This window comes from Ignavibacteriota bacterium (assembly GCA_016707525.1).
In the GTDB taxonomy this organism is placed as follows: domain Bacteria; phylum Bacteroidota; class Ignavibacteria; order UBA10030; family UBA6906; genus JAGDMK01.
This window is the reverse complement of the sequence record JADJHP010000010.1, coordinates 23,077-47,651: the sequence shown is the minus strand read 5'-3', so window position 1 is coordinate 47,651 and position 24,575 is coordinate 23,077. Positions and strand designations below refer to the sequence as shown.

18 protein-coding genes are annotated in these 24,575 nt (G+C 61.7%); 5 read left to right on the top strand and 13 right to left on the bottom strand.

Annotated features, from left to right (window positions below):
* Window positions 1–29: 29 nt before the first annotated feature.
* Window positions 30–1,079, bottom strand: a complete 1,050-nt coding sequence (locus tag IPI01_15805) for a hypothetical protein (GenBank protein ID MBK7259234.1) — start codon at window positions 1,077–1,079, stop codon at window positions 30–32.
* 248 nt (window positions 1,080–1,327) lie between these two features.
* On the opposite strand from IPI01_15805, the gene IPI01_15800 reads away from it, so the two are divergent.
* Window positions 1,328–2,248: a CPBP family intramembrane metalloprotease gene (locus IPI01_15800; protein ID MBK7259233.1), complete on the top strand. Its 921-nt coding sequence runs from the start codon at window positions 1,328–1,330 to the stop codon at window positions 2,246–2,248.
* A 34-nt stretch (window positions 2,249–2,282) separates the two neighbouring features.
* Here IPI01_15800 and IPI01_15795 read toward each other — a convergent pair whose 3' ends face one another.
* The 4 genes from IPI01_15795 to IPI01_15780 all read right to left on the bottom strand — a co-directional run bounded on the left by IPI01_15795 (window position 2,283) and on the right by IPI01_15780 (window position 8,453).
* Complete coding sequence (locus IPI01_15795; GenBank protein ID MBK7259232.1) at window positions 2,283–3,719, bottom strand: hypothetical protein; 1,437 nt, start codon at window positions 3,717–3,719, stop codon at window positions 2,283–2,285.
* A gap of 49 nt (window positions 3,720–3,768) precedes the next feature.
* The gene (locus IPI01_15790) at window positions 3,769–4,791 is read right to left on the bottom strand and encodes a hypothetical protein (protein ID MBK7259231.1); all 1,023 of its coding nucleotides are present in this window, start codon (window positions 4,789–4,791) and stop codon (window positions 3,769–3,771) included.
* A 274-nt stretch (window positions 4,792–5,065) separates the two neighbouring features.
* On the bottom strand, window positions 5,066–5,524 hold the full coding sequence (locus IPI01_15785; protein MBK7259230.1) for a hypothetical protein: 459 nt from the start codon (window positions 5,522–5,524) through the stop codon (window positions 5,066–5,068).
* Between the two features lie 283 nt (window positions 5,525–5,807).
* A complete protein-coding gene (locus IPI01_15780; GenBank protein ID MBK7259229.1) occupies window positions 5,808–8,453 on the bottom strand; it encodes a M6 family metalloprotease domain-containing protein in 2,646 nt (881 codons plus the stop codon).
* Between the two features lie 354 nt (window positions 8,454–8,807).
* On the opposite strand from IPI01_15780, the gene IPI01_15775 reads away from it, so the two are divergent.
* Both IPI01_15775 and IPI01_15770 read left to right on the top strand, forming a co-directional pair.
* Window positions 8,808–9,407 (top strand): Crp/Fnr family transcriptional regulator, encoded by a 600-nt coding sequence (locus IPI01_15775; GenBank protein ID MBK7259228.1) that lies wholly within the window; start codon window positions 8,808–8,810, stop codon window positions 9,405–9,407.
* Between the two features lie 340 nt (window positions 9,408–9,747).
* Window positions 9,748–10,089, top strand: coding sequence for a DUF4405 domain-containing protein (locus IPI01_15770; protein ID MBK7259227.1), 342 nt, complete (start codon window positions 9,748–9,750; stop codon window positions 10,087–10,089).
* A 240-nt stretch (window positions 10,090–10,329) separates the two neighbouring features.
* Here the strand turns inward: IPI01_15770 and IPI01_15765 are convergent, their stop codons facing one another.
* The 8 genes from IPI01_15765 to IPI01_15730 all read right to left on the bottom strand — a co-directional run bounded on the left by IPI01_15765 (window position 10,330) and on the right by IPI01_15730 (window position 22,433).
* Window positions 10,330–11,751: a glutamate synthase subunit beta gene (locus IPI01_15765; GenBank protein ID MBK7259226.1), complete on the bottom strand. Its 1,422-nt coding sequence runs from the start codon at window positions 11,749–11,751 to the stop codon at window positions 10,330–10,332.
* Entirely contained in the window at window positions 11,744–16,294 is a 4,551-nt protein-coding gene (gltB, locus tag IPI01_15760; protein ID MBK7259225.1) for a glutamate synthase large subunit, read from the bottom strand. The genes IPI01_15765 and gltB overlap by 8 nt, the downstream gene beginning before the upstream one ends.
* Window positions 16,295–16,678: 384 nt before the next feature.
* Complete coding sequence (locus tag IPI01_15755) at window positions 16,679–18,847, bottom strand: T9SS type A sorting domain-containing protein (GenBank protein ID MBK7259224.1); 2,169 nt, start codon at window positions 18,845–18,847, stop codon at window positions 16,679–16,681.
* A gap of 312 nt (window positions 18,848–19,159) precedes the next feature.
* On the bottom strand, window positions 19,160–20,023 hold the full coding sequence (locus IPI01_15750; GenBank protein MBK7259223.1) for a nucleotidyl transferase AbiEii/AbiGii toxin family protein: 864 nt from the start codon (window positions 20,021–20,023) through the stop codon (window positions 19,160–19,162).
* A complete protein-coding gene (locus IPI01_15745) occupies window positions 19,992–21,029 on the bottom strand; it encodes a hypothetical protein (GenBank protein ID MBK7259222.1) in 1,038 nt (345 codons plus the stop codon). Before IPI01_15745 ends, IPI01_15750 begins: the two co-directional genes overlap by 32 nt.
* A gap of 183 nt (window positions 21,030–21,212) precedes the next feature.
* Window positions 21,213–21,443, bottom strand: a complete 231-nt coding sequence (locus IPI01_15740) for a DUF4287 domain-containing protein (GenBank protein ID MBK7259221.1) — start codon at window positions 21,441–21,443, stop codon at window positions 21,213–21,215.
* A gap of 173 nt (window positions 21,444–21,616) precedes the next feature.
* Window positions 21,617–22,000 carry a DUF1801 domain-containing protein gene (locus tag IPI01_15735; protein ID MBK7259220.1) on the bottom strand — a complete coding sequence of 128 codons (384 nt, stop codon included), beginning with the start codon at window positions 21,998–22,000 and terminating at the stop codon, window positions 21,617–21,619.
* A complete protein-coding gene (locus IPI01_15730) occupies window positions 21,984–22,433 on the bottom strand; it encodes an SRPBCC family protein (protein MBK7259219.1) in 450 nt (149 codons plus the stop codon). Before IPI01_15730 ends, IPI01_15735 begins: the two co-directional genes overlap by 17 nt.
* A gap of 194 nt (window positions 22,434–22,627) precedes the next feature.
* Here IPI01_15730 and IPI01_15725 point away from each other — a divergent pair, with 194 nt between their 5' ends.
* Both IPI01_15725 and IPI01_15720 read left to right on the top strand, forming a co-directional pair.
* Entirely contained in the window at window positions 22,628–22,999 is a 372-nt protein-coding gene (locus IPI01_15725) for an STAS domain-containing protein (protein MBK7259218.1), read from the top strand.
* 166 nt (window positions 23,000–23,165) lie between these two features.
* On the top strand, window positions 23,166–24,464 hold the full coding sequence (locus IPI01_15720) for a hypothetical protein (GenBank protein MBK7259217.1): 1,299 nt from the start codon (window positions 23,166–23,168) through the stop codon (window positions 24,462–24,464).
* Window positions 24,465–24,575 lie beyond the last annotated feature (111 nt).

The window sequence follows — 24,575 nt, the reverse complement described above, 5'->3', positions numbered from 1 at the left end:
AGATCTGAGTCGCGTTGCGCAGGCCGACGTCACTTCGTCTGTCCGTTCACCGGCGGGCGTTCATAGAAATAGGGCGCCCTCATCGTCGCCATCCCTACCTGCGACTTCCCTCCTTTGAGATAGCTGCCGTACGGCACCGTGCGCGAGGTACCGCCCCCGTATCCTTCATACCACATGTAGTACACGCCGTTCATCTTCTCGACCGTCGTGAACCATATCGCTCCTTCATCCCACGCACCTTCCTCGCCCCGGCTGAACACCGGGTTGCGCGGGTACTTCGTCCACTGCACCAGGTCGGTGGATGTCGCTAGCCCGGCATGATACGGGTAGTCCTTGTTGATGTCCGACCCACAGTAGAGCATATAATAGAGCAAGCCCTCTTTGAAGATCCGCGGCGTCTCCACCGTGAAGGAATCCCATTCCCCCTCCTTGCCTACCGGAAGCACCGGCCCGGCCTGCGGCTCGATGAAGTGATAGCCGTCGCCCGAAGTTGCATAGTGCAACTGGAACCCCTTTCTTCCCGGTACGGCTTTCCAGAAGTACAGATAGAACACATCATCCTTCACGACGACTTCCGGCGCGCCGCCGATCACCACGGGGTTGCCTTCGTACTTGGTGAAATTCCTTCCATCGTTGGACACCGCCATGCATACGCTCCGGTCTTCACGCGGACTCGAAGCAGTATAATAGAGATAGACCTTTCCTTTGTACAGGACCGTCGCGGGATCCAGTGCGTGGTTCTCGTCCCATGTACCCGGCCCACCCACGTCAACGATGGGCGATGGATGGATGTTCCAGGTGGATCCGTCGAACTCTTTGCGCGGAATGGTCGCGACCCCGATACGATCGTGTCCGCCCTGTTGTCCGCGGAAGTACATGAAGCAGGTGTCGCCCCATACCAACAGATCCGGGTTGGCACACTGCACATCACGCCAGGTGCCGGGCGTGGCAGCAAAGACAGGGTTGCGCGAATGACGCACCCATGTGAACATGGACGAATCGGGGGTGCCCGCGCCGGCATGGGCTGCAATGCCGATGATCGATGTGATGATCAGCAGGAGAGACGGGACGATGCGCATGGACGGCTTTCAGAAGATCGGAGAGTTCCAACCGGGAGTCGGTCTGATGCTAACATACTGAGACCCACAACCGTTGTCAAGCCTGCACACCGTATCGCGGCGCACTCCCGCAACAACCGCTGCGTTCCACCGTACGAAAAGAAAGAAGGACGCTCATTGAAGAAGGCCCGTGGTCACACTCTCCCGCGGGCCTTCATTGTTTTCCGGGGGCATAGCTCACAGAACAGACACCACACGACTCCACACACATGACGATGACCCCCGACATATCCGAACAACAGCGCGCCCGGAAGGGACTGGCGATATTCCTGACACTCACGATCATCGGTACCGTGCCGTTGCTGACAGCGGTGATCGGATCCGGCCGACGCGTTGAAGACCCCGCCATGCTGCCGTTCATGGTCGCCCTCATGTGGGTGCCGGCACTGGCGTCATTCATCACACGACTCGTGCAGCGCGAGGGATTCAGCGATGTTTCGTTCCGCGTGGGCGGACGCGGTGGTATGCGCGCGATCGGCGCCGCGCTCGCCTTTCCTGCGGCCGTCGGCTTCGTCGCGTACGGAGCTGCCTGGCTCACCGGGTTGGCGCAGTTTGTTGTTCCCACGGGGGGGTGGTATGTTGGCATGGAACCCGGCGTCGTGCGGTTCCTTCTGGCGGTGGCGACAGCAACGATCGTGGGTGGTGTCGTGGGAATGATCACCGCCGCGGGCGAGGAATTCGGTTGGCGCGGATATCTTCTCCCCCGTCTCGTGCAGGCGGGCATCCGTTGGCCACTGACGGTCAGCGGCATCATCTGGGGGCTCTGGCATGTCCCGGCCATACTCACCGGACAGTATGGAGCAGGCACCCGGCCGCTTCTGGCTGCAGCCCTCTTCCTGGTCTTCGCTGTCGGGATGTCCGTCTTCTGGGGAACGCTCCGGTTACGAACAGGCAGCGTGTGGAGCGCGGTGATCGGACACGCCGCATGGAATGCAGTGATCGAAGGGCCGTTCACCAGCTATACCGGCGGCGTTGATCGCGGTCTGTGGCTCGGAGAATCCGGTGTGCTGGTTGCGGTGGTCGTGAGCGCTGTCGGATATCTCATCTGGCGGAGGCTGCATGCGGCGGGACCGGTGATCACTCACGCAGATCCTTCGATCTCTTCCGCGCACGGGGCCGTGGTTCGCTGATCGGGCGGCCGGACAATGAGCGGAAACGTACGGGTCAGTTTCCCTGCTGCGCCACGTCGGCCTGGCGCCTGACCCGCACCGCTTCCTTCACCAACTGCCTGCCATCCCAATACCGGACGCGGCTTTTGAGCTCATCCAAATATGCCCGGTCGATCGGTCCGCGGACCAGTCCGCGCTGCAGAAGCTCACGCCGCACGTCATCGGTGTGATTGTTGCTCTTGACCTCGAGGACCTTCATATCCCTGTCGAACAGAAAATCGATCTCGAAGAACCCCGCCGGATCTTCGCCCGGCCGGGTGGATGAACGGACGAGGATCATCGTCGGTGTGATGTCACGGAATTCGGGTGGCGCCGGCAGGGTCTTCAGCGCAACATTCATATCCGTTGTCGGAAGTTCAATGTAATACTCTTCTGCCTCCGACACGGGGAAATGAAATCCCGGATTCCTGGTGGACCGCCCGACGCTGGTGACCTTTGCCGGATCGAGGACAACGATCACCGACGTGATACCGTGCGTCGTATCATCCGCATCGCTGGTCCCCGCAAGCAGGATCTGCTTCGAGTGTCCCGGGCTGGAAGGAAGACACGAGATCTCCCGCAACTGTCCGAAGTGCCAGTACCCTCCCAGGAGCGCACCCATTGCATCCATGCGGATCGTCACACCCGGCGATCGGTCGCGGCTGTTCCCTGTGACCCAGATCTCCGGACGGCCGGTTGCCACAACGTCATCGACGAGCATCGATCCGATATCGATGGCGGGCACATACGACCGGTTGAGGTAATTGAATTCTTCAGAGAACTCCCGTTCTCTCAGGAGGTTCTTCCTCGCATCGTAGATGCGCAATGAACCGGGGTACGTCGCGTCGTTCTGGGGAAGGACCGTGATCACTTCATTGACATGGTCGCCGTCCAGATCGCGGATGCTGAGATACTTCGCCACGCTCGCCTCCGGTGCACGTCCGTATTCGGTCAGATTCGCGTTGGCGCGAAGGTCCCAGAGCGGTTTGTTCTCAGCATTCCGGATCTCCACAAGGCCTTGATCTTGCACATAGTGGGGGTACGACGGATTCTTTTCCACGCCCTGTGCGGGCCAGGAGAGATACAGCAGAAGTCCGAGCGCGCCGAGAATGAACGTGGATCCCGCAGACGCAGCTACGGGATGGTGGCGCACGAATCTCTGTGCCCTCGCGAGCGGGCCGAAGCGCTCCACGGGGATGGTGCGGATGTCCCGGCGGTAGGCAGGGCCGACGTTCATTTCACGCCGGGCCAGGGCTCCGCTGTTTGCGGCCATCCCGGTTCCGACCTCCGGGAGATGCGCATGAAAACCGGCGTAGTAGTCCCTCATGCGGGCCACAAGATCGCCACAGGTGGCGCATTCGGCAAGATGCGCTTCGATCGCCGCCCTCTGGTCCCGGACCCGGCCCGAGCCGGTCACATAGAGTTCCAGGGTATGTTCGTCACAATGAACCATCACCTCTACCTTTGCGCATCCGGCCGTCCATGCTGAAACCTGACCGGATTCATTTGAGATGTTCAGCCACACGCTGGTGCATGTAGCGGGCCATATATTCGATCCGGGATCGGTGCATACGCTTGTAGCACTCCTCCGCTACATCCCCCAATTCCCCCTTCAGAGCCGAGAACAACGATAGTTCATTCCCGGCGTCCTCTGCGATGCGCGTGACGAGGATACTCTGGATCGCATTCAGGTATGCCGTGAACTCCTCCAGCGTTACCTTCCCCTTCCCCACGTACTCCCGTTGAAATCGTTCACCGGTTTCCCGGCGAGCAACGGCAACGATCTCCAGAGCCGCATCTTCCGCAAGCGCGTCGGGACGCACCGCCGACTCCCGATGCGCATAGTGGCCTTCATGCACTTCCTTGATGAGCAGGACCACCGGCATCAACGGTATCACCCGGCATGCGTCATGCACCCCGGCCAACGCCTCGTGCAGCCGGCTCATGAACACGGGGATCAGCGCAGACAGCGAGTAGGCGTTCCACACCACCTGTGCGAGTCGCGCATCGGCCAGGTACGGAAGATGGTACTGCGGGTCGATGCCCGCGGGGACGAGCAGTGTTTCGCCGAAGCGCTCTGTCTCTTCGAAGAGTCCGCTCATCGAGGCAGCAAGGCGGACGTTGCGCGTGATGCGGAAGAAGAGGCTGTCGGTATCGGCGATCAGGCGGGAGAGGGTCCGGTTCGTCTTTGCAAACACGAGCCTGCGGAGATGGACCAGGATCTCCGCGCTGTCCGCGGTACCGGGGGAAAGGTCCTTGAAGAACGCCTGCAGGTCGGTGAACACCCCTGCATCATCTCTTCTGAAGAGCTCTGCGATGCAATCGTAGGCGAGGTCGGCATGGCTGACGCCATGGAACTCCATCATCCGCCACGCGCTGCGTTTGCTGCGGACGTGCGTAAGTGCCAGCGCATGGCACACCGCGATCACGGCGTCCACCTGCTGGCGGGTCGCGCGGCCGTCCAGAAGCGCCGACAGGTTCTCCTGCAATGATGTGACGCGGTCGTCCACGGTGTTGTCAGTCACACAGGAGGGTCATGTCGTGGGAGCGGGGTTCACGCACGAAGGGGCACCAGGAAAGAGCACCGGATCTCGCGGCAGCGCGGGAGCGAACCAGAGATCATCGGAGGAGGATACTGCGCGCGTTCCATGGATCTAACCATCAGTATGCGGGTTTCGGATCATCCGGGATGTGCACCGATCCGTTCTGAAAAAGTATAGGGAATCGCCACGGCAGAATCAACATCGAACTGCGACAACAACCAGAGGGATCATGCGGTCCCGGTGCCGTCTGAGGAGACTATGCCCCGGGCTTTTCGCACAGCTTTTTGAGCACTTTCAGGGCGTTCGGCCAGGTGTCATTCATCATCGTGACATACTCGTCTTCGATCTGCATGTCGACCTTGAGTTCCGTTCCGCTCCCGAGATCCGTGAACGTATAGTTTTCGAACGACGGCGTCCATTTCTTCACCTCGTCGCTGGTCGTATCCACTTCACCGTTCATGATCAGGCCGATGTGTTCGATGGAGATGAACTGGTGCGGGATATTCTCCTTGATCCGGCTGAACATCCCCGCTTCGCCGCCGTCGTCAGTAGGTGCGAGGAACCGTATCTCGCTCCCCTTTTTCCAGCTCCCTTCATAGTAGCAGCCGTCGCGGAACGGGCGGGTCCATTCACGATACGTACGGTCCTCCAGCATGGTGGTCCAGACGGTCGTACGGCCGGCGTTGATGAGGATCGAATAGTGCAGTGTGGTCATGGGTGCCTCCTGGATTTGGTCTCAGGGAGTAGCAACTGCCAGCATCGGGAGATGGGGGATGTAGTAGGCAACGCATGGCCCCGGAAGGAGGTTCCCGCCTCAGGAACACGATGCAGGGTTCGCATGGTATGACCTGTACCATCCGGATCTGCGGCACCCTCCCCCTGTTCCCCACGGGCGTCGCAGGCATCGCGCCAGAGCCCGGGATGCCGTGCGCCCACACGGAAGAGCCCCGCTGCTACCGGGGCTCTTCCGTGATACACGTACGACATCACCACAACTCCTATTTCACGAGCATCAACCGTACCGTCTTCACGAACGAACCGGTGGTCATCCGTGCGAAGTACGCTCCGCTTGGCAGGTCGGATGCGTTGAACGTGACCTGGTGATACCCCGCCTCCTGCTTCCCGTTCACCAGCACCCCGACTTCACGCCCCAGCATGTCGTACATCGTGATGCGCACCTGCCCCGCCTCGGGCAACGCATACGGTATCACTGTTGCAGGGTTGAATGGATTCGGATAGTTCTGGTTCAACGCGATCGCTGTTGGCAGACCTTCCGTGCCTTCGATCCCCGTAGCGACGTTCTCGACGATGATGGGTTCGGACAACGACTCCGTGCCGTCCAGGTCCGTCTGCCGGAGCCTGTACACCCATTTCCCCGGTGCGGCGTGCGGATCGATGAACGTGTAGGTGTGCGGGGCCAGCGTGGTGCCGTTCCCCGCAACAAAGCTGCCGGGGATGGTGCTGAATGACTGCACCGCACGCACGGTGTCCTTCTGTACCTCGAACCCGAAGTTGTTGATCTCCGATGCGGTCGTCCACTCGAGCTTCACGCCATCCCCCCCGGGTGCCGCACGGAATGACGACAACTGCACGGGCAGCGCCGTGGCCTTGAAGATCGCACGGGCGGCAACATCATACGTCCCGAGCAGACTGAACGTCGATCCGTTCGCCGAGTAGTACGAGAGGCCGGTGGCGGGGCCGGTGATATCGATCGGTACCACGTACCCCCCCGAGGTACGCTGGAAGTAGATCCGCACGTAGACCGGGATGCCTTCACTCACATTGATGGCCGGCGAGAAATTCAGCTTCACGAAATCGGTGACCGCATCGGAACTGACCATCACGGCACTCCCGATCGGATCCGACAACACGCCGCCCGAGAACGTCTGATAGCACCGCGCGGTGATGTTCGTATAGCGGTTCGCATAGCTGAACACACGGATGCCGGTGATCTGTCCCGTGAGCGGCGGAACGCATGCGATCATGCCGTACCCCGTGGTGGCCGATGCGCTGCCGTAGCCATACCCCTCGTACCAGCGGTAGAACTGCAACGCGGTGCCATTGTACGGCGGAACGGTTACCGTCGCCGACATCACCGGCGACGGCGCGGAGATATCGGTGATCGACAGGCCGCTGGAGGCGCCGTTCCAGAGATGGGTGTTCGGCACCGAACTGCCATCCAATGTCGTGTTGCCCGAGTTCCCGGGATACGGATCGCCGGAGTCACCGCGGTTGTTGCTGGTCGCAAGATCCTCCAGGCCGTCCGCTTCATACAGCTTTACGCCGAGATGACCGTTCGACACGTTGATATTGTTCGACGCCGGCCAGATCTCCGCAAGGTTCTTGTCCACATGATAGACCAGGAGGCCCGAGGCCGGAAGATTCAGATCGAACCCGGTCTTCTGTCTGTTCTCGATCAACACATACTCATCGCCCATGCAATCGTCGAGCCAGATCGCGTATGCCTCCGCATTGGTCTCTGCCTGTGCGATGTTCAACGTACCGCTCGAAGGGATGATCGCGGGAGTGACGAAGCCCAGCATGGCTTTGCAGTACGCCGACATGTGCGCGGGACGTTCCGGACTGTCGCCGTCGGCCCCCCAGCTGCCCGATGCCATCAGGCACCAGTTCCCGAGTCCCTCGGCGTCGCCATTGGTTGCTCCGTTCGTATCATACAGGTCCGGCAATCCCAGCGCGTGGCCGTATTCATGGCAGAACACCCCGATCTCCACGTGCTGCGTACCATAGAGTTCGGGCATGATGATGTAGGGTTCGATCGTCACGCCGTCGTAGGTCCGTGTGTACGACGCGCCGAGTGAGCCCGAATGGGACCAGATGTACTGGGTCTGTCCGCCCTCCTCCGCACCCTTGCCGGCATGCACGATGAAGAGTCCATCCACTTCCCCGTCACCATCGTTGTCGTACCTGGAAAAGTCCACCCCGTTCGCCTGGCCGGCATCGATGGCAGCGGCGATCATTTCATGGACGTGGGTGGTGAAGTTCGCGTTGCTGTAGGCATAATACGACGACGGCTGCGCCGCTGTCACCCAGTTCTGGTAGTCGGCGGCAACCGATACGGTGCCGTACGAAACCTCTTTGTAGTACGCGCTCATGCCGCCGATGCCGCCCTTCCAGGAATCGTCGTTGACCATCTCCTGGAAACTGACGGCGGTCTGTGTGGCGGTGAGGTTCGAGAACTGCACGCACAGGATCAACACATTCAGCGTCGTCGCCTGTCCGCGCGCTGCACCGCGGCGTGCCTGCTGGAGGACCGCCCTGTCGGAGATCGTCCGCTCGATCGCGGTCACCTGCACGCGCTCGGCGATCGCCGCCGGCGATTCCCGCAGATGCTTCGTGAGCGTCATGAGTGCTGCACTCCGCTGCGAGGCGTTGCCGCCGTTCACGCGGAACGGGCCGGGCGTGAACCGCCCCGCTCCATCCAGCGTCGCATAATAATAGTAGCTGTCCTGCCCCTGCACCACAACGTATCCATCGGTCGTCTCGGTGAAGTTGTAGCGCTCATCACCGAACCCGATCACGGTCACGGTCGAGCCATCGGGCTGTGGGACGACGGTCGGCGTGCGCTTTGCCGTGACGGCGAGGGCAGTAGCACTGCACAGAAGCAACAGGAACAGTTTCTTCATGGCGTAGATCCCCGATATGATCGGATTCCGGCATCGTGTGATGTCGCGACAACGGGCTGCCGGTGCATCGTGATAGGCAAGGGGGGTCCCCTGCCTGTGTGCCTCAAGTGATCGAAACGTCGGAAAGCTCGTAGGTAGGCTGGCAGGCCGAGGAGGCCTGCGATTCGCTTCTTGATATTCGCAAATTATTGAGCCAAATTCCATTGCAGCAACTTGTGCACTCCCAAAGTATCATGGCCCCATGACAATTCATATGCGCCCCGTCACATGCCCGGAAATGGATTAACAGCAGAAGCACGGCGTGTGCCAGCCGATCGGCCTGGATGCATTCGGAGCAATGATGAGGCTGCGGCAGTGAGCCCACGACAGACGATCCGGTCCGGGGAGGAACACCCCACGCTCCTCGATCTCGCACGCTCCTCGCTCCCCCGGCTCGATGCACGATGGCCCCGCTACGCCCGCTACATCACGACGGTGAACGTACGGCCGCGCACGGCACTCCTGAAAGAAGGCGATGTCCCACGGAAGATGTTCTTCGTGAAGAAGGGATGTCTCCGCGCGTCGATCCATGCGCGCGGCAAAGATGTAACGTTTCAGTTCTTCTTCGAAGGGGATGCCGTAGCTTCGATCGAGGGATTCCGCTCCGCCCAACCGAGCCCCATCGCCATCACCGCCGTCGAATCCAGCGAGCTTGTTGTCCTGACGAAGGAAGGATTCGACCTTATGGTGCGGGAGAACCCGGGACTGAAGGACCTCATCCTGGAGCAGGCGCTCCGCAGGCTCAACACCTATGCACGGCTGTTCCTGTCATATCTCCGCGATACACCGCGGCAACGCTACCTCGCGCTGGTGCGGGACGACCCGCGCATCCTCGAACGCGTGCCGCAGCACCTCATCGCATCGTACCTGGGCATCACCCCTGTCTCCCTCAGCCGCATCCGACACCGGCGCTGAGCGGCATTTCTTATCCTTTGTTAACAACCCCGGGATCCGTCGCTCCGTCTCATATGTAGGAGTCGTCGCACACACTATGAGTGAGATCAGGATGCGTGTATCGTTCAAACATCATCGCACCGCCTCAACACGGTTCGTCACATTGGACACCGCCCGATGCCAGGCATGCTGGGAATGCGTTGAGGAGTGTCACAGGACCGTGATCGGAAGGTTGATCTCCTCGGCCACAGGCATGCTGTGATCCGGGACTCCCGCTGCGTGCGGCGGATGTCTGAAGTGTGTACGGACATGCGCACACGGAGCGTTCACAGCAAACAAGGAACAGAACCCGGGAGGTACCATGGAAGCGGAAACATCACGGAAACCATTCAACACGCGGGGATTCATCGCCATCCTGCTGGTCACGGCAGGAGCGATCCTGCCGGTGTCGGGGGTTATGAATCATCAACTGCAGATGGACACGCTTACGACGGCAAGGCATTTCTGGATGGCGGTGCACAATATGGCGGCCACACTCTTCGTGCTCGCTTCTGCCGCCCACATTGTACTGAACTGGAAACCGCTCGTACATCACTGCCGCAAGAGCGCACAGATGGTGCTGACGAAGGAAGCCGGCGTGGCCCTCGCTGTGGTCCTGGGTGTGGTCGGGCTCTTTGCGGGACACGCGCTGCATGTGCGGTAGTAGCACGAGGCCGGCTCAAGGCTCCTCCGGTCCGGAGGGCATGGCGCAAACGCGTGGACCATGTCGCCGGGCCGGGTGCGCTCTACATCAACCAGAACAGGACCGCCGCGCTCAGAAGATTGCCGGCGATGTGATACGAACCCACGACCACTGCGTATAGGTACGGCCGGGGCATGTTGGGGGCGACAGCGTTCGTTGCACGCCGCAGTGCTCTTCCTGAAGATGCCGCACAGCAGCCGCTTACGGCAGATCGCTCGCCCCCATGAGGTAGGCATCGATGGCCTTCGCCACCTTGCGCCCCTCGGCGATGGCCCACACCACAAGCGACTGTCCGCGCCGCATGTCGCCCGCCGAGAACACGCCCGGCACCGACGACATGTACTGCCCGTCGGTCTTCACGTTCCCGCGCGCATCGAGCTCCACGTTCAACTGCTCCAGCAACCCCTTCTGCTTCGGGCCCGTGAACCCCATCGCAATGAGCACGAGGTCGGCATCGATCGTGAAGTCGGTGCCTGCCACCGGCGCGAACGACGGCGGCGGGCCGACCTGCACCAGATGCAATCGCTTCACGTTCCCTTGATCGTCGCCCTCGAATTTCGTTGTTGCAACACCCCACTGGCGCTCGCCACCCTCTTCATGTGACGTTTCCGTGCGGAGCTGCATCGGCCACAGCGGCCACGGCGTGGATGCCGCACGCTCCAACGGCGGCTTGGGCATGATCTCCAGCTGATGGATCACCGTTGCGCCCTGGCGTATCGACGTGCCAAGACAGTCGGCGCCGGTATCGCCTCCGCCGATGATGACCACACTCTTCCCCGTCGCAAGGATCTCGTGCGTCGGATCGATCTTGTCGCCGGCAACGCGATGATTCTGCTGCGGCAGGAACTCCATCGCGAAATGGATCCCCTTCAGCTCGCGGCCGGGTATGGGCAGATCGCGCGGTGCCTCCGCGCCGCCGCACAACACCACGGCGTCGTAGTTCCTGCGCAGTTCCTCGGCGGCGATGTTGCCGCCGACGTTCGCACGCGTGGTAAACACGACACCCTCCGACTGCATCTGCTCGATGCGACGGTCAATGAGTTCCTTCTCCAGCTTGAAATCCGGGATGCCGTACCGCAGCAGGCCGCCCGGACGATCGTTCTTCTCATAGACCGTCACGTGGTGCCCCGCGCGGTTCAACTGCTGCGCGGCGGCAAGCCCCGACGGCCCCGAACCGATGACGGCGATCCGTTTGCCCGAGCGGCGCAACGGACGCTCGGCCCTGATCCATCCTTTCTGGAACGCATGGTCCACGATGGACCGCTCAATGGCTTTGATGGACACCGGCGGGTCGGTGATGCCGAGGACGCATGCCGTTTCGCACGGAGCCGGACAGATGCGGCCGGTGAACTCCGGGAAGTTGTTGGTGGAATGCAGGATCGTGATCGCTTCCTTCCACCGCCCCTTGTACACCAGGTCGTTCCAGTGCGGGATCACGTTGTTCACCGGGCATCCGTTATGACAGAACGGAAGTCCGCAGTCCATGCACCGCGCCGCCTGCGTCTGCACCTTCTGTGCGGGGAAGTTCACGTAGATCTCGTTGTAGTCCTTCGTCCGCTCTTCTACCTCCCGCCGCTGCGGAGTCTCGCGCTGAAATTCCAGGAACCCTGTCGGCTTACCCATGGACCGCCTCCTTCTCCGCCTGCTGCACGGACGTTGCCTTCTGACTCCGGGTGGCCAGCACCCGCTTATAGTCCTGCGGGAACACCTTCACGAATTTCGGCCCCAGCGTGTCCCAGTTGTCGAGGATGAACGCCCCACGCTTGCTCTCTGTGGCGTCCACATGCTTGCGGATGAGCGCCTGCACCGTTTCCTCGTCCTCCGCCGACAGCGGATCGAGGTCCACGATCGCCCGGTTGCATTTCGTTGCCGCAAAATCGCCCGTCTCATCCAGCACGTACGCGATACCGCCCGACATCCCCGCTGCGAAGTTCTTCCCGGTCTTCCCCAGCACCACCACGGTGCCGTTGGTCATGTACTCGCAGCCGTGCGACCCGACCGCCTCCACCACCGCGCTCGCGCCCGAGTTGCGCACCGCGAAGCGCTCGCCCGCCTTGCCGTTGAAGAACGCCTCGCCGCTCGTGGCGCCGTACAGCACCACGTTGCCGACGATCATGTTCTCGTCCGCTGCATAGTTGGAGTTCCTGGGATGGAACACGATCACCTTGCCGCCGGACAGTCCCTTGCCCACATAGTCGTTCGCGTCGCCTTCGAGGCGGAGGGTCACACCCTTCGCCAGGAACGCGCCGAAGCTCTGTCCGGCCGAACCGGTGAAGTTGATGGTGATCGTATCTTCCGGCAACCCGGCCGAGCCGTGACGCCGCGCGATCTCGCCACTCAGCATCGCACCCACCGTGCGGTGCACATTCTTGATCGGCAACGTCAACGCCAGCGGCGTGTGGTCGTCGAGCGCCTTCTTTGCTTTGTCGATGAGCTGGAAGTCGATCGCTTCGTTCAGTCCATGGTCCTGACTGATCACGCACCGCCGTGCCACGCGCAGCGGGATCGTGGGCTGGTGCAGGATCGCCGAGAGGTCGAGCCCCTTCGCCTTCCAGTGTTCGATCGCCGGGCGCGATGCGACCATATCCACGCGGCCGATCATTTCGTCCATGGTGCGGAAGCCGAGGCGTGCCATGTATTCGCGCACCTCTTCGGCAACATAGAAGAAGAAGTTGATCACATGCTCCGGCGTGCCCTGGAAGTTCTTCGTCAGCGTCGGATCCTGCGTGGCGATACCCACCGGACAGGTATTCAGGTGGCACTTGCGCATCATGATGCAGCCCATCGCGATGAGGGGCGTCGTCGCAAAGCCGAACTCCTCGGCGCCCAGCAGCGCTGCGATCACCACATCGCGGCCGTTCTGAAGTTTCCCGTCGGTTTGAATACGCACGCGGCTGCGGAGGTCGTTGAGCAGGAGCACCTGCTGCGTCTCCGCGAGGCCCAGCTCCCACGGCGTGCCTGCATGCCTGATCGAGGTAAGGGGCGACGCACCCGTACCGCCGCTGTCGCCGCTGATAAGAATAAGGTCCGCATGCGCCTTCGCCACGCCGGCGGCCACGGTGCCCACGCCGACCTCGGACACCAGCTTCACCGAGATGGTAGCGCGCGGGTTCACGTTCTTCAGGTCGAAGATGAGCTGCGCCAGGTCCTCGATCGAATAGATGTCGTGGTGCGGCGGCGGCGAGATGAGTCCCACCCCGGCGATGGAATGACGCACTTTCGCAATGATGGCATCGACCTTGTGTCCGGGGAGCTGTCCGCCCTCGCCGGGCTTCGCTCCCTGGGCGATCTTGATCTGGATCTCGTCCGCGTTGATCAGGTAGTTCGCCGTCACCCCGAAGCGTGCCGACGCCACCTGCTTGATCGCGCTGCGGCGGAGGTCGCCGTTGGCGTCGCGTACGAAGCGCTCTTCCTCTTCACCGCCCTCACCGGTATTGGAGCGGCCGCCGATGCGGTTCATGGCGATCGCGAGCGTCTCATGGGCCTGTTTGCTGATCGAGCCGAACGACATCGCGCCCGTGCAGAAGCGCTTCACGATCTCTTTCGCCGGCTCCACCTCTTCGATCGGCACCGGCGTCGCCGCGTTCTTCAACTCCATCAACCCGCGCAGCGTATAGAGCTGCTTGTTCTGCTCGTCCACGATCGCGGAGTATTCGCGGTACGTGGAGTACTCGTTCTTCCGCACCGCATGCTGCAGCTTCATCACGGTGTTTGGGTTGATCGAGTGCTTCTCACCGTTGATGCGGAAGGCGTAATTTCCGCCCAGGTCCAGCTCCGGTTCGGCATCCGTCACCTCGCGCATCGCAAAGCGGTGCTTCAGTTGCGCCTCACGCACCAGCACATCCAGTCCCACGCCTTCGATGCGCGATACGGTGCCGGTGAAGTACTTGTCCACGATCGTCCGGTTGAGCCCGATCGCCTCGAAGATCTGCGCGCCGCGGTAGCTCTGCAGGGTCGAGATGCCCATCTTCGAGAACACTTTCAGCAGGCCCTTCCCCACCGCCTTCTTGTAGTTCTTCAGGGCGTATTCGAACGACAGCCCCTGCGGCAGGATCCCCTTGTTCGCGAGGTCCTCCAGCGTTTCGATGGCGAGGTACGGGTTCACCGCGCTGGCGCCGTAGCCGATGAGGAGGCAGAAGTGCATCGTCTCGCGCGGCTCGGCGGATTCCACCACGAGCGCCACCTGGGTGCGGGTCTTCTCGCGGACGAGGTGGTTGTGCACCGCGGTGAGCGCGAGCAGGCTCGGCATCGGTGCATACTCTTCATCGATGCCGCGGTCGGAGAGGATGATGATGCTGTAGCCCGACTTGATCGCGAGCGATGCGCGGCGGCAGAGGCCGGTGAGCGACCGCTCCAGTTCTTCCTCCCCGCCATCGGCGCGGAAGAGCATCGGGAGCGTGGTCGCGAGGAAATCGCCCTGCGATACGCGGCGGAGCTTCTCCAGGTCGCGGTTCGTGAGGAGCGGATCGGGCAGCTTCAGCGTATGACAGTTCTGCGGCGTCTCTTCGAGGATGTTGCGCTCGGTGCCGATGTAGCTCGTCAGCGACATCACCATCTCTTCGCGGATGGGATCGATCGGCGGGTTCGTCACCTGCGCGAAGAGCTGGCGGAAATAATTGAACAGCGATTGCGGCTTATCGGACAGCGAGGCGAGGGGCGTATCGGCACCCATGGAGCCGATCGGTTCCTGTCCTTCGGAGGCCATCGGAACGAGGATCATGCGGATGTCTTCTTCGGTGTACCCTACGGCGCGCTGGCGCTGGAGGATATCCGTGGGACTGAACGCATGTTCGCGCGGCGGATCGGGGAGCGTCTCGAGGTGGATCTGATTCTCTTTCAGCCACTCCGCATACGGCTGCCGCGAGCTGAGCGTGCGCTTGATCTCCTCGTCGGGGATCAGGCGCTGTTCCTGCAGGTCGATCAGCAGCATCTCGCCGGGGGCGAGCGAGCCCTTGAAGCGGACGCGTTCGTTCTCGATCGGCAGCACGCCCGTTTCGGAGGCCATGATCACGAGGTCGTCGTCCGTCACGATGTAGCGTGCAGGGCGGAGACCGTTGCGGTCGAGCGTAGCGCCCACCATGCGTCCGTCCGTGAACGCCACGGCGGCGGGGCCGTCCCACGGTTCCATCAGCGACGCGTGGTATTCATAGAACGCCTTCTTCTGCGCGTCCATCGTCGCGTCCTTGTCCCAGGCTTCCGGGATCAGCATCGCGAGCGCATGCGGCAGGGTGCGGCCGGCCATGAGCAACAGTTCCACGGCGTTGTCGAGGGACGATGAATCCGAGCCGTGGGGCTGGATGATCGGATTGATCTTCTTGATGTCCTCGCCGAACAGTGCGGACTGGATCACGGACTGCCGGGCGTGCATCCAGTTCACGTTGCCGCGGAGCGTGTTGATCTCGCCGTTATGACAGACATAGCGGAACGGGTGCGCGAGCTGCCAGTTCGGGAGCGTGTTCGTGGAGAAGCGCTGGTGCACCAGGCAGAGGGCGCTCTTCGTGTCGGGGTCCGAGAGCTCGCCGTAGAACTGTTCGATCTGCGGAGCAAGGAGGAGGCCTTTGTACACGATCGTGCGACAGGAGAGCGACGGTATATAAAAGAACGACTTGTCCTTGATATCGGATGCCGCGATCTCCGCCTCGATGCGTTTGCGGGCGATGTAGAGTTTCCGCTCGAAGTGGTCCTCGGTCATACCGGCTGCCCGGCGGACGAAGATCTGTTCGATGTAGGGTTGCGAGGCGCGGGCGATGCGGCCGATGGCGTCGGAATCCACGGGCGTATCGCGCCAGCCGATCACGGTGAGCCCTTCCGCCTGCACGATGCGGTCGATGATGCCTTCGCACTGGAGGCGGCCCTGGGGTTCCACCGGGAGGAAGATCATGCCCACGCCGTACTCGCCGGGGGCCGGGAGGGCCATGCCGGCCTTCTTCAGTTCACGGAGGAAGAACTCGTGGGGGATCTGGATCGTGAGCCCTGCGCCGTCGCCTGTTTCCGGGTCGCACCCGCACGCGCCGCGGTGGGTCAGGTTGATGAGGATGCTGATCCCCTGGGAGATGATATCGTGGGAACGCACCCCTTTGGTATTGACGACGAAGCCGATGCCGCAGGCGTCGTGCTCATTGGAGGGGTCGTAGAGCGGGAAATTTTCCTGATATGCAGAGCTCATAGTGGACTGCCCGGTAATAATGAACATGGCGCTTGGGGAAGAACGAGGCTCAAGGGCGTGCGGGTGGACAAGACACAAAGAAAGGCATCTTCGCCGAAAGGCCTCTTTCGGTGAGACAGGGGAACCCGAACGCCGTATATATTAATGTAGAAGAATTGGGGAGATTGTCAAAAGTAAAGTGGACCGGCGATGGGTCCGGGAACCCGTGTCAGCACGGGAACTCCTGGTCCGGAACCACGCGTCTTTTCTATCCCCAGGGGATTCTCGCCGGAAGTTAGAATGGCGACCCGGAGCCTGACGGAGGATGTGAACGCACCGGGATGGTCCCCTTTTCGGCCCACAAAGGACGATCCCGGGGCAGGCCAGGACAACGTGGCGTGCACGTCACCTGATCAGGAGGACCTTTCGCATCAGCACGGAGCCCGCTGCGCCATCCCGGGACTCGCGCCCGGGGGCGGAGTCCGGAGGGCGGGTCCCGCCTTCAGCGGGATCCACAACACGGACCTGCAACCGGGTGAAGTAGACGCCGCTGACAAGTCCGGCCGCATCGAACCGCACCTCGTGCGTTCCGGATCCCTGCTTCCCATCTGCCAGCACCGCGACCTCACGTCCCAGGAGGTCGTACACGCTGAGGCGAATATCCCCGGCAGCCGGCAGCTGATATCTGATCACCGTCGAGGAATTGAATGGGTTGGGGTAGTTCTGATCCAGCGCATAGCCGCTGATACGCGCTCCTTCATCCGTCCGGACGTCGCACGTGAGACCACCAATATCACGCGTGTAGACGCCCGTCGGCGTGGCCGCAAAAAGGTCAGAGCCGATGATCGCCAGGGAGTTCACGATCGTGTTGCTGATGAGCGGCGAGTTGATACCGGACCAGTACGTGGCATCGTTGGCGGACATGGAGACACCGGCCCATGTGCCGGCGAAGATGTACGCGCCATGGAGGAGGATGGCGGTCACGGAGTTGCTCGTCAGCCCGGTGCCCACAGAGGTCCAGGTCGCGCCCTGATCCGTGGATCGGCTGATCCCGGCGCTGTTGGCCCCGACGAACAGCGCCGTCGGGCTCGCGGCCATCGAGTAGAGACCGGTGCCCGGGAGTCCATAACCCAGCGGCGTCCAGCTCCGGGCGCTGTCGGTTGATGCGAAGGCTCCGCCGAAGTATGTGCAGACAAAGAGTGTGTGTGCTTGCTGTGCGAACGCGACGATGGTGGAACGTGGCGGACCCGTATAGGGCATCGACCATGTTGTGCCGTTGTCCGTAGAGACATACACGCCGTCGTCCGAACCGGCATAGACGGTCTGGCCATCGACGGCAAGGGAGTTGATGGAGGTATTCGCGAGCCCCGAATCGCGGAGCGCCCAGCTCGTGCCGTCGTCGGTGGAGAGGAACACCCCGCCTCCCCACGTTCCGGCGAACAGGTTCGCACCACTTGCGGCGAGGCAATAGACCGACGGGTACGTGAGTCCGGCATTCACCTGTGTCCAGTGCAGGCCATCATCCGAAGAACGGAAGACGCCGCCCGACTCGGTACCCGCAAAGAGGAACGAGCCCTTCACGAGCAGCGTCCGCACATTCGTGGAGGTCAGCCATGAATACGTCTGTGTCCACGACCCGGCATTGTTCGTAGAATGGAACACCCCGCTGTCGTCCGTCCCCGCGTGGAGCGTGGTACCATCCGAGAGGAGTGCGGTGATATCCGCACTGGTGAACCACGCATGGGCTTTCCCCCATGTGGTGCCCCTGTCCGTGGAACGATACACGTTCCCCGCGGTGGTGCCGGCGAAGAGTGTTTGCCCGATGGCAGCAAGAGAGAGCACGTAGGTATTCGCCATGCCGTTGTTCTGCTGGGTCCAGGTGACGCCGTTGTCGGTGGAGCGGAAGACGCCTCTGTTCACCGCACCCGGAGAGGAAGCCCCCGCATAGAGATCCGACCCGATCATCACGAGCGCATTGATCTTCGTGACCGTGAACCAGTTGTTCGCGGCGGTCCAGGTGGTGCCGTTGTCGGTGGAGCGATAGATCCCCACATCGGTGCCGGCATAGAGCGATGTGCCATCCGATGCGAAGCAGCGGACGAAAGTGAGCGCGAGCCCGGAATCGATGTTTGTCCAGTGAGCACCGTTGTCCGTGGAGCGCCACGCGCCGTAGTTCGTTCCGGCGAAGAGTGTTGAGCCGCTGGCATGAAGCGCGAACACCCAGGGAGAGGCAGGAATGCCGGCATCCATTTCGCTCCAGGGTAATGCGCCACCGGTGGAAGCGTAGATGCCTGCGCCGGTGCCGGCGAAGATCGTCGACCCGATCACTGCGAGTGCATTGACCTGAGGAAAATCAGGCAGTCCGGCGTTGATCTGCGTCCAGCTCGTGCCGCCATCCGTCGACCGGCAGATGCCATAGCCATCGGAGCCCATATAGAGGTGAGTACCCATGACGGCGAGAGATCGGGCCAGGGCGACCTCTGGCCCGTTCGCCCGGAGCCATTGGGCGTGCACGGGCTGCGTGATGGTGAGCAAGCAGAGTATGCAGAGCGGGATCTGGAGAGCGCACTTCATGTGCTCCTCCTCTCGGAAGTCAATGATCGGACAGCGCGGCTGATGGAACCGGCCGGTGTTGTGACTGCAGCAGTATCCGAACGGTCCCCGGCGAGGGAGAGGAACGCGAGTGTGGATCGCTGCAGGTGCCCCCGACAACTGTGCTATCGACATCGCCTTCGTGCGCAAGAGCGTGTGAGGAGAACCACTGCGGGGCCCGTGGAACGGGGCCGGAGAAGGTGTGCTGGGAGAATATGATGCGGAAACGGGAGAAAGTCAAGGCGACGGCCGGGGTGGAGGCGGCGCCGGCGCCGTTGCCCTTCCCAGATCCGGTCAGTCAGAAGAAAGTCCGGCCTTTACTTGCCGCAAGAGCAGCAGTACCTCTTCCAACCTCGCATCATCCCTCAGTGTCGTCCGGGTCATGTCCGAGAGGAGGCGGAACTGGGAGTCATCGACGGTTTCAGTTGTAAGGATCGCGAGAAGCTTCTCCCGTGTCTCCGCCTGCACCATCCGCCGGATGTCGCGGCCCAGCAGCCGGGGGCCCGCCACTTCGAGGGAGAATCCGGTGGCCGAAAGAATGTCGGCCGCGGTATCATACAGCCGTTCCTGATTCCCGGCGTGGAGGTACTCCTTCATCAGGAACAGAAGGTCCTGTGCATCTTTTGTGCGGGCGGGATAGTTGTCGTGCCAGGCGATGATCTTCATTGCGGCAAGTGCCGCGGGGGTGCAGACCTTCACCGTCCGTTCAGGGTCTTCCGCAATGATCACCTCGATCGAGCTCGCCAGAGCTTCTTCGAATCCTGACGTACTCATCACGACGTCATTGCCGGGTGGCCATGCGATCGCGCCCGCGGGTGTCTCGACCGGCCCGAACGGGACCAGATCGATGGCGGTGCCGCTGTCGTGATGCAACCGCTGTTGGTGGTGATGGTCCTCTGTGTACCGTTGGGTGTGCAGGAGAGCGGTGCGAAGCGAGGCATACTGCTTCCAGTCCGCAACCCGCAGAGCGAGATCGATGTCGAACGTTGCCCGTGATACGGGGATGTCATAGAGTGCGCCGAAGATCATATCGCGCGCGGTGGCACCGAGCACGAAGAACGGGACATCCAGTTGGAGGGCATGCCGTGCCACATCGCAGAGGACCTCCGCACTTTCCGGCGGGAGCTTATGTGAGATGTTTCTTGAGGAATCGGTCATAGACTTCCTGTGCGGCCTCGATGTTCCTTGCGTCGGCGGTGGCAAGCAGGTCCGCGTACACGAGCAACGGTGGAACGGTATCGGCCACGGGGTCGGTCATCTTGAATCGCCAGAACCGCTCGCGGAGTTCGATCGGCCCTTTGTCGTCCTTGCGCAGGCGGAGGTCGACGACGAGGGCATCGACCGGTTTGTGGGCATAGAGCGTGGTGATCGCCGGCTTGAGGTGATGCAGGAGCTTATGGACTGCAACCTCGCCGCCCCAGAGCGCACCGCGACCGCCGAGCTGCAGCTCCTTCCAGAGATCGGCCCGGTCTGCCGCAAAGCGTCCGATGAGTTGCTGCCGCCGGAAGCGGTTTGCATACGCGCGCGTCCACTGGGCCACGAGCTCCTGTTTGCGTACGAGTCTTTTCGCACCGGTGTCGAGCATGTAGCCATCCGCAGCCAGGGCCTTCATCACCCCGGCTACTGTTCCGAGCGCCGTGCCTGCGGCGGCGCCGAGTTCGCGGTAGGTGGCATTGAGCAGTCGTGGTTCACAGAGGAGCACGAAGAGGATGCGGATCGCCCCGGCGTTGAAGGCAACCTTCTCACCTTTTTCGCGGACCGGTTCTTTTGCGCGGTTCCCATGGAGGAAGATCAGGAGAGGATTCTCGTGGACGTACGCATTGCCTGCGGTATCCATGAACTGCAGGCCGAGCTCTCTCATCTTTTTCGCAAGATATGCCGGGACGTAGGGAGCGATCACGATCCATTTGCCGGGATTCGCGGTGAACTTCTGCATGAGCTGGCCGAGCATTGGCTCCGTCAGGGTCTTCCTGATCTCGGCCAGGTATTCCACGGGGCCCGTTGGTTCATTGAGGCGAATCACTGCGTCGACCGGTTGCTTTCCCGCAAGAAAGCCGGCCTGACGTTTTTCCGCATGGAGGCCCGTCGCCCGCTGGAACGCAACAAGCGCTTCATCGAGAGTCTCGGGATCGGGTGCTTTTTTCGCTGTTCTGCGGCGCGGCATGTTCAATTACCAGTTATGTTCACATATTATGAACATACATAAATATTGAACACAAATCAAGAACTGAATCAATATTGCCTTGTGTTCAAAAATAATGACAGTTCACATATTTTGAACATATAAACAAATTGAACAGCAGGGCGCGGGAATGCCCCCAATAGGGTAATCTCGGCCCCCCACCGGCTAACCCTTCTTCGACTTCGGCGCCTGGACCCACCCCTTGTCTTTCCAGACAGCCCATATGGCCATGGAGTGTCCGTGGCCGAGATCGAATTCCTCCTTCAGCCAGGCAACCAGCTCCGTGGCCTTCATCATCGGACTGTAGACACCAGCCTTCACGGCGGCGGCCTTCAATTGCTCGGGGGACTTGCCTGTTTTGGCCTTGATGGTATCCAGGTAGGCTTGGAACGACATGATGGGGTCTCCATGAGTGGGGTTGTGATCACATCAGATCTCGATCTCATGATGCATTCGCACGATGAGTAAGAGACCGACCTCATGATGCATTTGCATGATGAGCAAGAGATCGACCCCATGGCACGTTCGCGCGGTGCGGAATGGATCATCGAGGGTAAGCAGATCCGGCTTCAGGTCGTCGCCTCCACCCACTCCCTCACGATCTTCCCGATAACCCGCTGATGTTTCTTCAGATCGGCGGGCGTCAGTATCTCCAGCACCGCACGGTCGGTCCCCTTCCAGTCGAGCAGTCCTGATGTATCCGTGACGGGCTTCGTCTTTGGTTTCACGGGTTTGGCGCCGTGATGCAAAATGATCTGAATATGCCGTATGGGTTGGATCCGGAGCGTAATACGGTCCTCGGAGCCTACCGCGAAGTTCGGGCTGTTCCATTTGATGGTCTCTCCGAGCCCCTTGTGCGAGGCAAGGATCAGTTTCCGGAGCGCGGTGATCTCCTTCGCCATCGGGTGCTTCAGTGCCGCGACCAGCGCCGTGACCTCAGTGTTCAGTGGCATCGTCCTCCCCCTCGCTCACGTTCTTCAGCCCCTCCGCCTCCCAGCCGACGTACTTCTCCGTGATGGCGCCCATCAGCTTCACCGCAAGACCGGCAAAGAACCCCTCGTAGTGGACGGAGAGCGTCACCTTGCATCCATTCGCACCGGGATCGATGCGGTGCACGGCGGTCACGGTGAGTCCGGGGGCGGCGGAAACCCACGAGAAATGATGGCCCGGCGCGAATTCCGTCACCTTCCAGAATGCAGGCGGGAGCTTCGGCTGGAGGACCATCACCCGCGAGCCGACGCCGAACGGACCGGCGTCCAGACGCTTCACCGTGCGGATCGAGGGGGTCCAGGTGTGCCACTGCTCCACGCCGGACATGATGGGCCAGATGCGGGAGGCAGGGGCATTGATCTGGATGGTCCTGGTGATGAGATCCCGGTTCTTCATGAACATTGGAGCCGCCATTCATTGTGGTACTTTCTCTATGAACGATCAGAACGGCGGAGATGTTCCGGCGCAGGGGCACGCGCCCCCGGACACTGCAGGATCGTTCCCGGACGCCAGCCGGAAACCCCGTCCTTCGAGGTTTTCCTTCAATCCGAAAGTTCGTATACTACCCCGACACCCACAGGGAGGCCACGATGGACTTCACGACGTTGCAGCGCGAAGACGGCATCACGGTCCTGAAACTTGAGGGCCGCATGGATCTTGACGGGGCCGACGTGGTCGGCAAACGGCTTGCGGCGGCGACCGCGGACAAAGGCATGCGCGTGGTCGTGGACCTCGCCGAAGTGAACTTCATGTCATCCATCGGGATCGGTATGCTCGTCCGCCTCGCGCAGTCCGTGCAGAAGCGCCACGGCAATCTGGTGCTCCTGGATCCCCAATCGGTGGTCTGGCTCGTACTCGAACGGACGCACATCCCTGAGATCATCAGCGTGCACCTCAGGCTCGACGAAGCGCTGGTCGCCGTACGGGGAGAGCCGTTGAAGCCGGGAAGCGGAACAGCGTGAAGGCCTTTGCAGAACGGACCGGGGCATCGGCGGACCTTCCGCCCACATCCCGTACCGACACCTTCTGCCGCCTGTCTCCGTATACTGAACGAGAGCCGCGGCTTCCATGCGGCGATCCAACACATCGAAACCTCGATCCCATGATCCCCCTCCTGGAGCGATCATCATGAGCTCACGCGTACGCGGTACATTTCTGATACTCCTTCTTCTGGCAGCAACGATCACCTCCCGGGCCGGGGACTCCACCATCGTCGTCATCGATCATGCCGCGGGGGCATTCGTGGAAGCCTACCGGGCGCATGACGGCGCACGCGAATCCTTCACAGCACGGGACATCGGCGGCATCGGCTCACCGGCACTCACCATCCGCACCGCCGACCCGGTGAAAGTGGTGCTGCGCAACTACGTCACCGCGATCTGGGATGCAAGGGTCGCCACCAAAGAGATCGAATCGGCGGAGTACGAGCTGTACCAGGGACTCCTCGATGCGATCAAGCCGTACGCGGCGGAGGTCCCGCTTCTCCTTGGCCTCGCCTCGACCGACCGCGATGTGCCCGAGCTCGCCACGCTGAAGGTCACCGCGTTCCGGGATTCCATCGCCTCTCTCCGTGCCACGACGATGTGGAAGGTCCGAAACCTTTCGGTGGCGGAATCGCTCACGCAGGAAGAGATCTCTGCCACACGGCAGTTCGCGGCGCAGTATCTGGGAGGCACCAGCGCACGCCCGCGCCTCCGGTTCCTGGACTCTCTTGCTGTGTGGTACGACGCGCTGACGCGCGTGAAGGTGACGAAGGACGTGTCGGAGCTGAGGGACCAGAGCAGGACGATCCTTACCCGGGCAACGCAGCTCGAGCGCGCGCTCATCCGCCTCAGCACCATTGGCAACAGCACGGAGGTGAACCTGTATGCGCGCAGCACGTGGAAGGCCGGCATCAGCGCCACGGTCACCATCGCATCGTCAGAGACAATGTCCTTCGCCGGACTCGATACCACGCTCTCGCGCTACAGCATCAATGTCCTTCCCGATCCCATCGCCCGTCCGATGTCCGCTCTTGCCGTCATCTACTGGGGAGGCGATGATTTCCGGTCGTACTCCACCGAACGCGTCGCGGGCGGCTACGCCATCCGGGCGTCGAAGGACGACATCTCCCACTGGTCGCAGGGGATCTCGTTCGGCGTCGCATGGCGCTTCCTGGACTTCCGCGATGTGAAGGACAAGGGGCTTGCGATCAGCGTGCCCGAACTCATCGTCAATCCGTTCGATTCGTTCCGCGGGATAGGTGTGGGGGTGGGTGCGTCGTACTCGTTCGCGAAACTGAGCGTGGGGGCGCTGTGGATCAGGAACACCGCACTGGACGGACACAGCACCGGGGACATTCTCGCAGATCCGGCGTTGCTACGGACCAGGCCCGTCTACTCGCCGCGGTTGTTCATATCGCTCGGCGTGTACAGCATATCATTGTGACAGTGCTGAGAGCCTGTCGGGTGGCCGGCAGGAACACCGTTCGTGCCCACCGGGAACGTCGCTTGACCCTGGCAGGAGCACCGTTCGCGCCCGGCATGTCCAGTAACCCCG

Excerpts from the sequence above, each read along its gene's own strand:
- IPI01_15805 (MBK7259234.1), bottom strand. The coding sequence starts at position 1,079 with ATGCGCATCGTCCCGTCTCTCCTGCTGATCATCACATCGATCATCGGC.
- IPI01_15800 (MBK7259233.1), top strand. The coding sequence starts at position 1,328 with ATGACGATGACCCCCGACATATCCGAACAACAGCGCGCCCGGAAGGGA.
- IPI01_15795 (MBK7259232.1), bottom strand. The coding sequence starts at position 3,719 with ATGGTTCATTGTGACGAACATACCCTGGAACTCTATGTGACCGGCTCG.
- IPI01_15785 (MBK7259230.1), bottom strand. The coding sequence starts at position 5,524 with ATGACCACACTGCACTATTCGATCCTCATCAACGCCGGCCGTACGACC.
- IPI01_15780 (MBK7259229.1), bottom strand. The coding sequence starts at position 8,453 with ATGAAGAAACTGTTCCTGTTGCTTCTGTGCAGTGCTACTGCCCTCGCC.
- IPI01_15770 (MBK7259227.1), top strand. The coding sequence starts at position 9,748 with ATGGAAGCGGAAACATCACGGAAACCATTCAACACGCGGGGATTCATC.
- IPI01_15765 (MBK7259226.1), bottom strand. The coding sequence starts at position 11,751 with ATGGGTAAGCCGACAGGGTTCCTGGAATTTCAGCGCGAGACTCCGCAG.
- gltB (MBK7259225.1), bottom strand. The coding sequence starts at position 16,294 with ATGAGCTCTGCATATCAGGAAAATTTCCCGCTCTACGACCCCTCCAAT.
- IPI01_15755 (MBK7259224.1), bottom strand. The coding sequence starts at position 18,847 with ATGAAGTGCGCTCTCCAGATCCCGCTCTGCATACTCTGCTTGCTCACC.
- IPI01_15750 (MBK7259223.1), bottom strand. The coding sequence starts at position 20,023 with ATGACCGATTCCTCAAGAAACATCTCACATAAGCTCCCGCCGGAAAGT.
- IPI01_15745 (MBK7259222.1), bottom strand. The coding sequence starts at position 21,029 with ATGCCGCGCCGCAGAACAGCGAAAAAAGCACCCGATCCCGAGACTCTC.
- IPI01_15740 (MBK7259221.1), bottom strand. The coding sequence starts at position 21,443 with ATGTCGTTCCAAGCCTACCTGGATACCATCAAGGCCAAAACAGGCAAG.
- IPI01_15735 (MBK7259220.1), bottom strand. The coding sequence starts at position 22,000 with ATGCCACTGAACACTGAGGTCACGGCGCTGGTCGCGGCACTGAAGCAC.
- IPI01_15730 (MBK7259219.1), bottom strand. The coding sequence starts at position 22,433 with ATGAAGAACCGGGATCTCATCACCAGGACCATCCAGATCAATGCCCCT.
- IPI01_15725 (MBK7259218.1), top strand. The coding sequence starts at position 22,628 with ATGGACTTCACGACGTTGCAGCGCGAAGACGGCATCACGGTCCTGAAA.
- IPI01_15720 (MBK7259217.1), top strand. The coding sequence starts at position 23,166 with ATGAGCTCACGCGTACGCGGTACATTTCTGATACTCCTTCTTCTGGCA.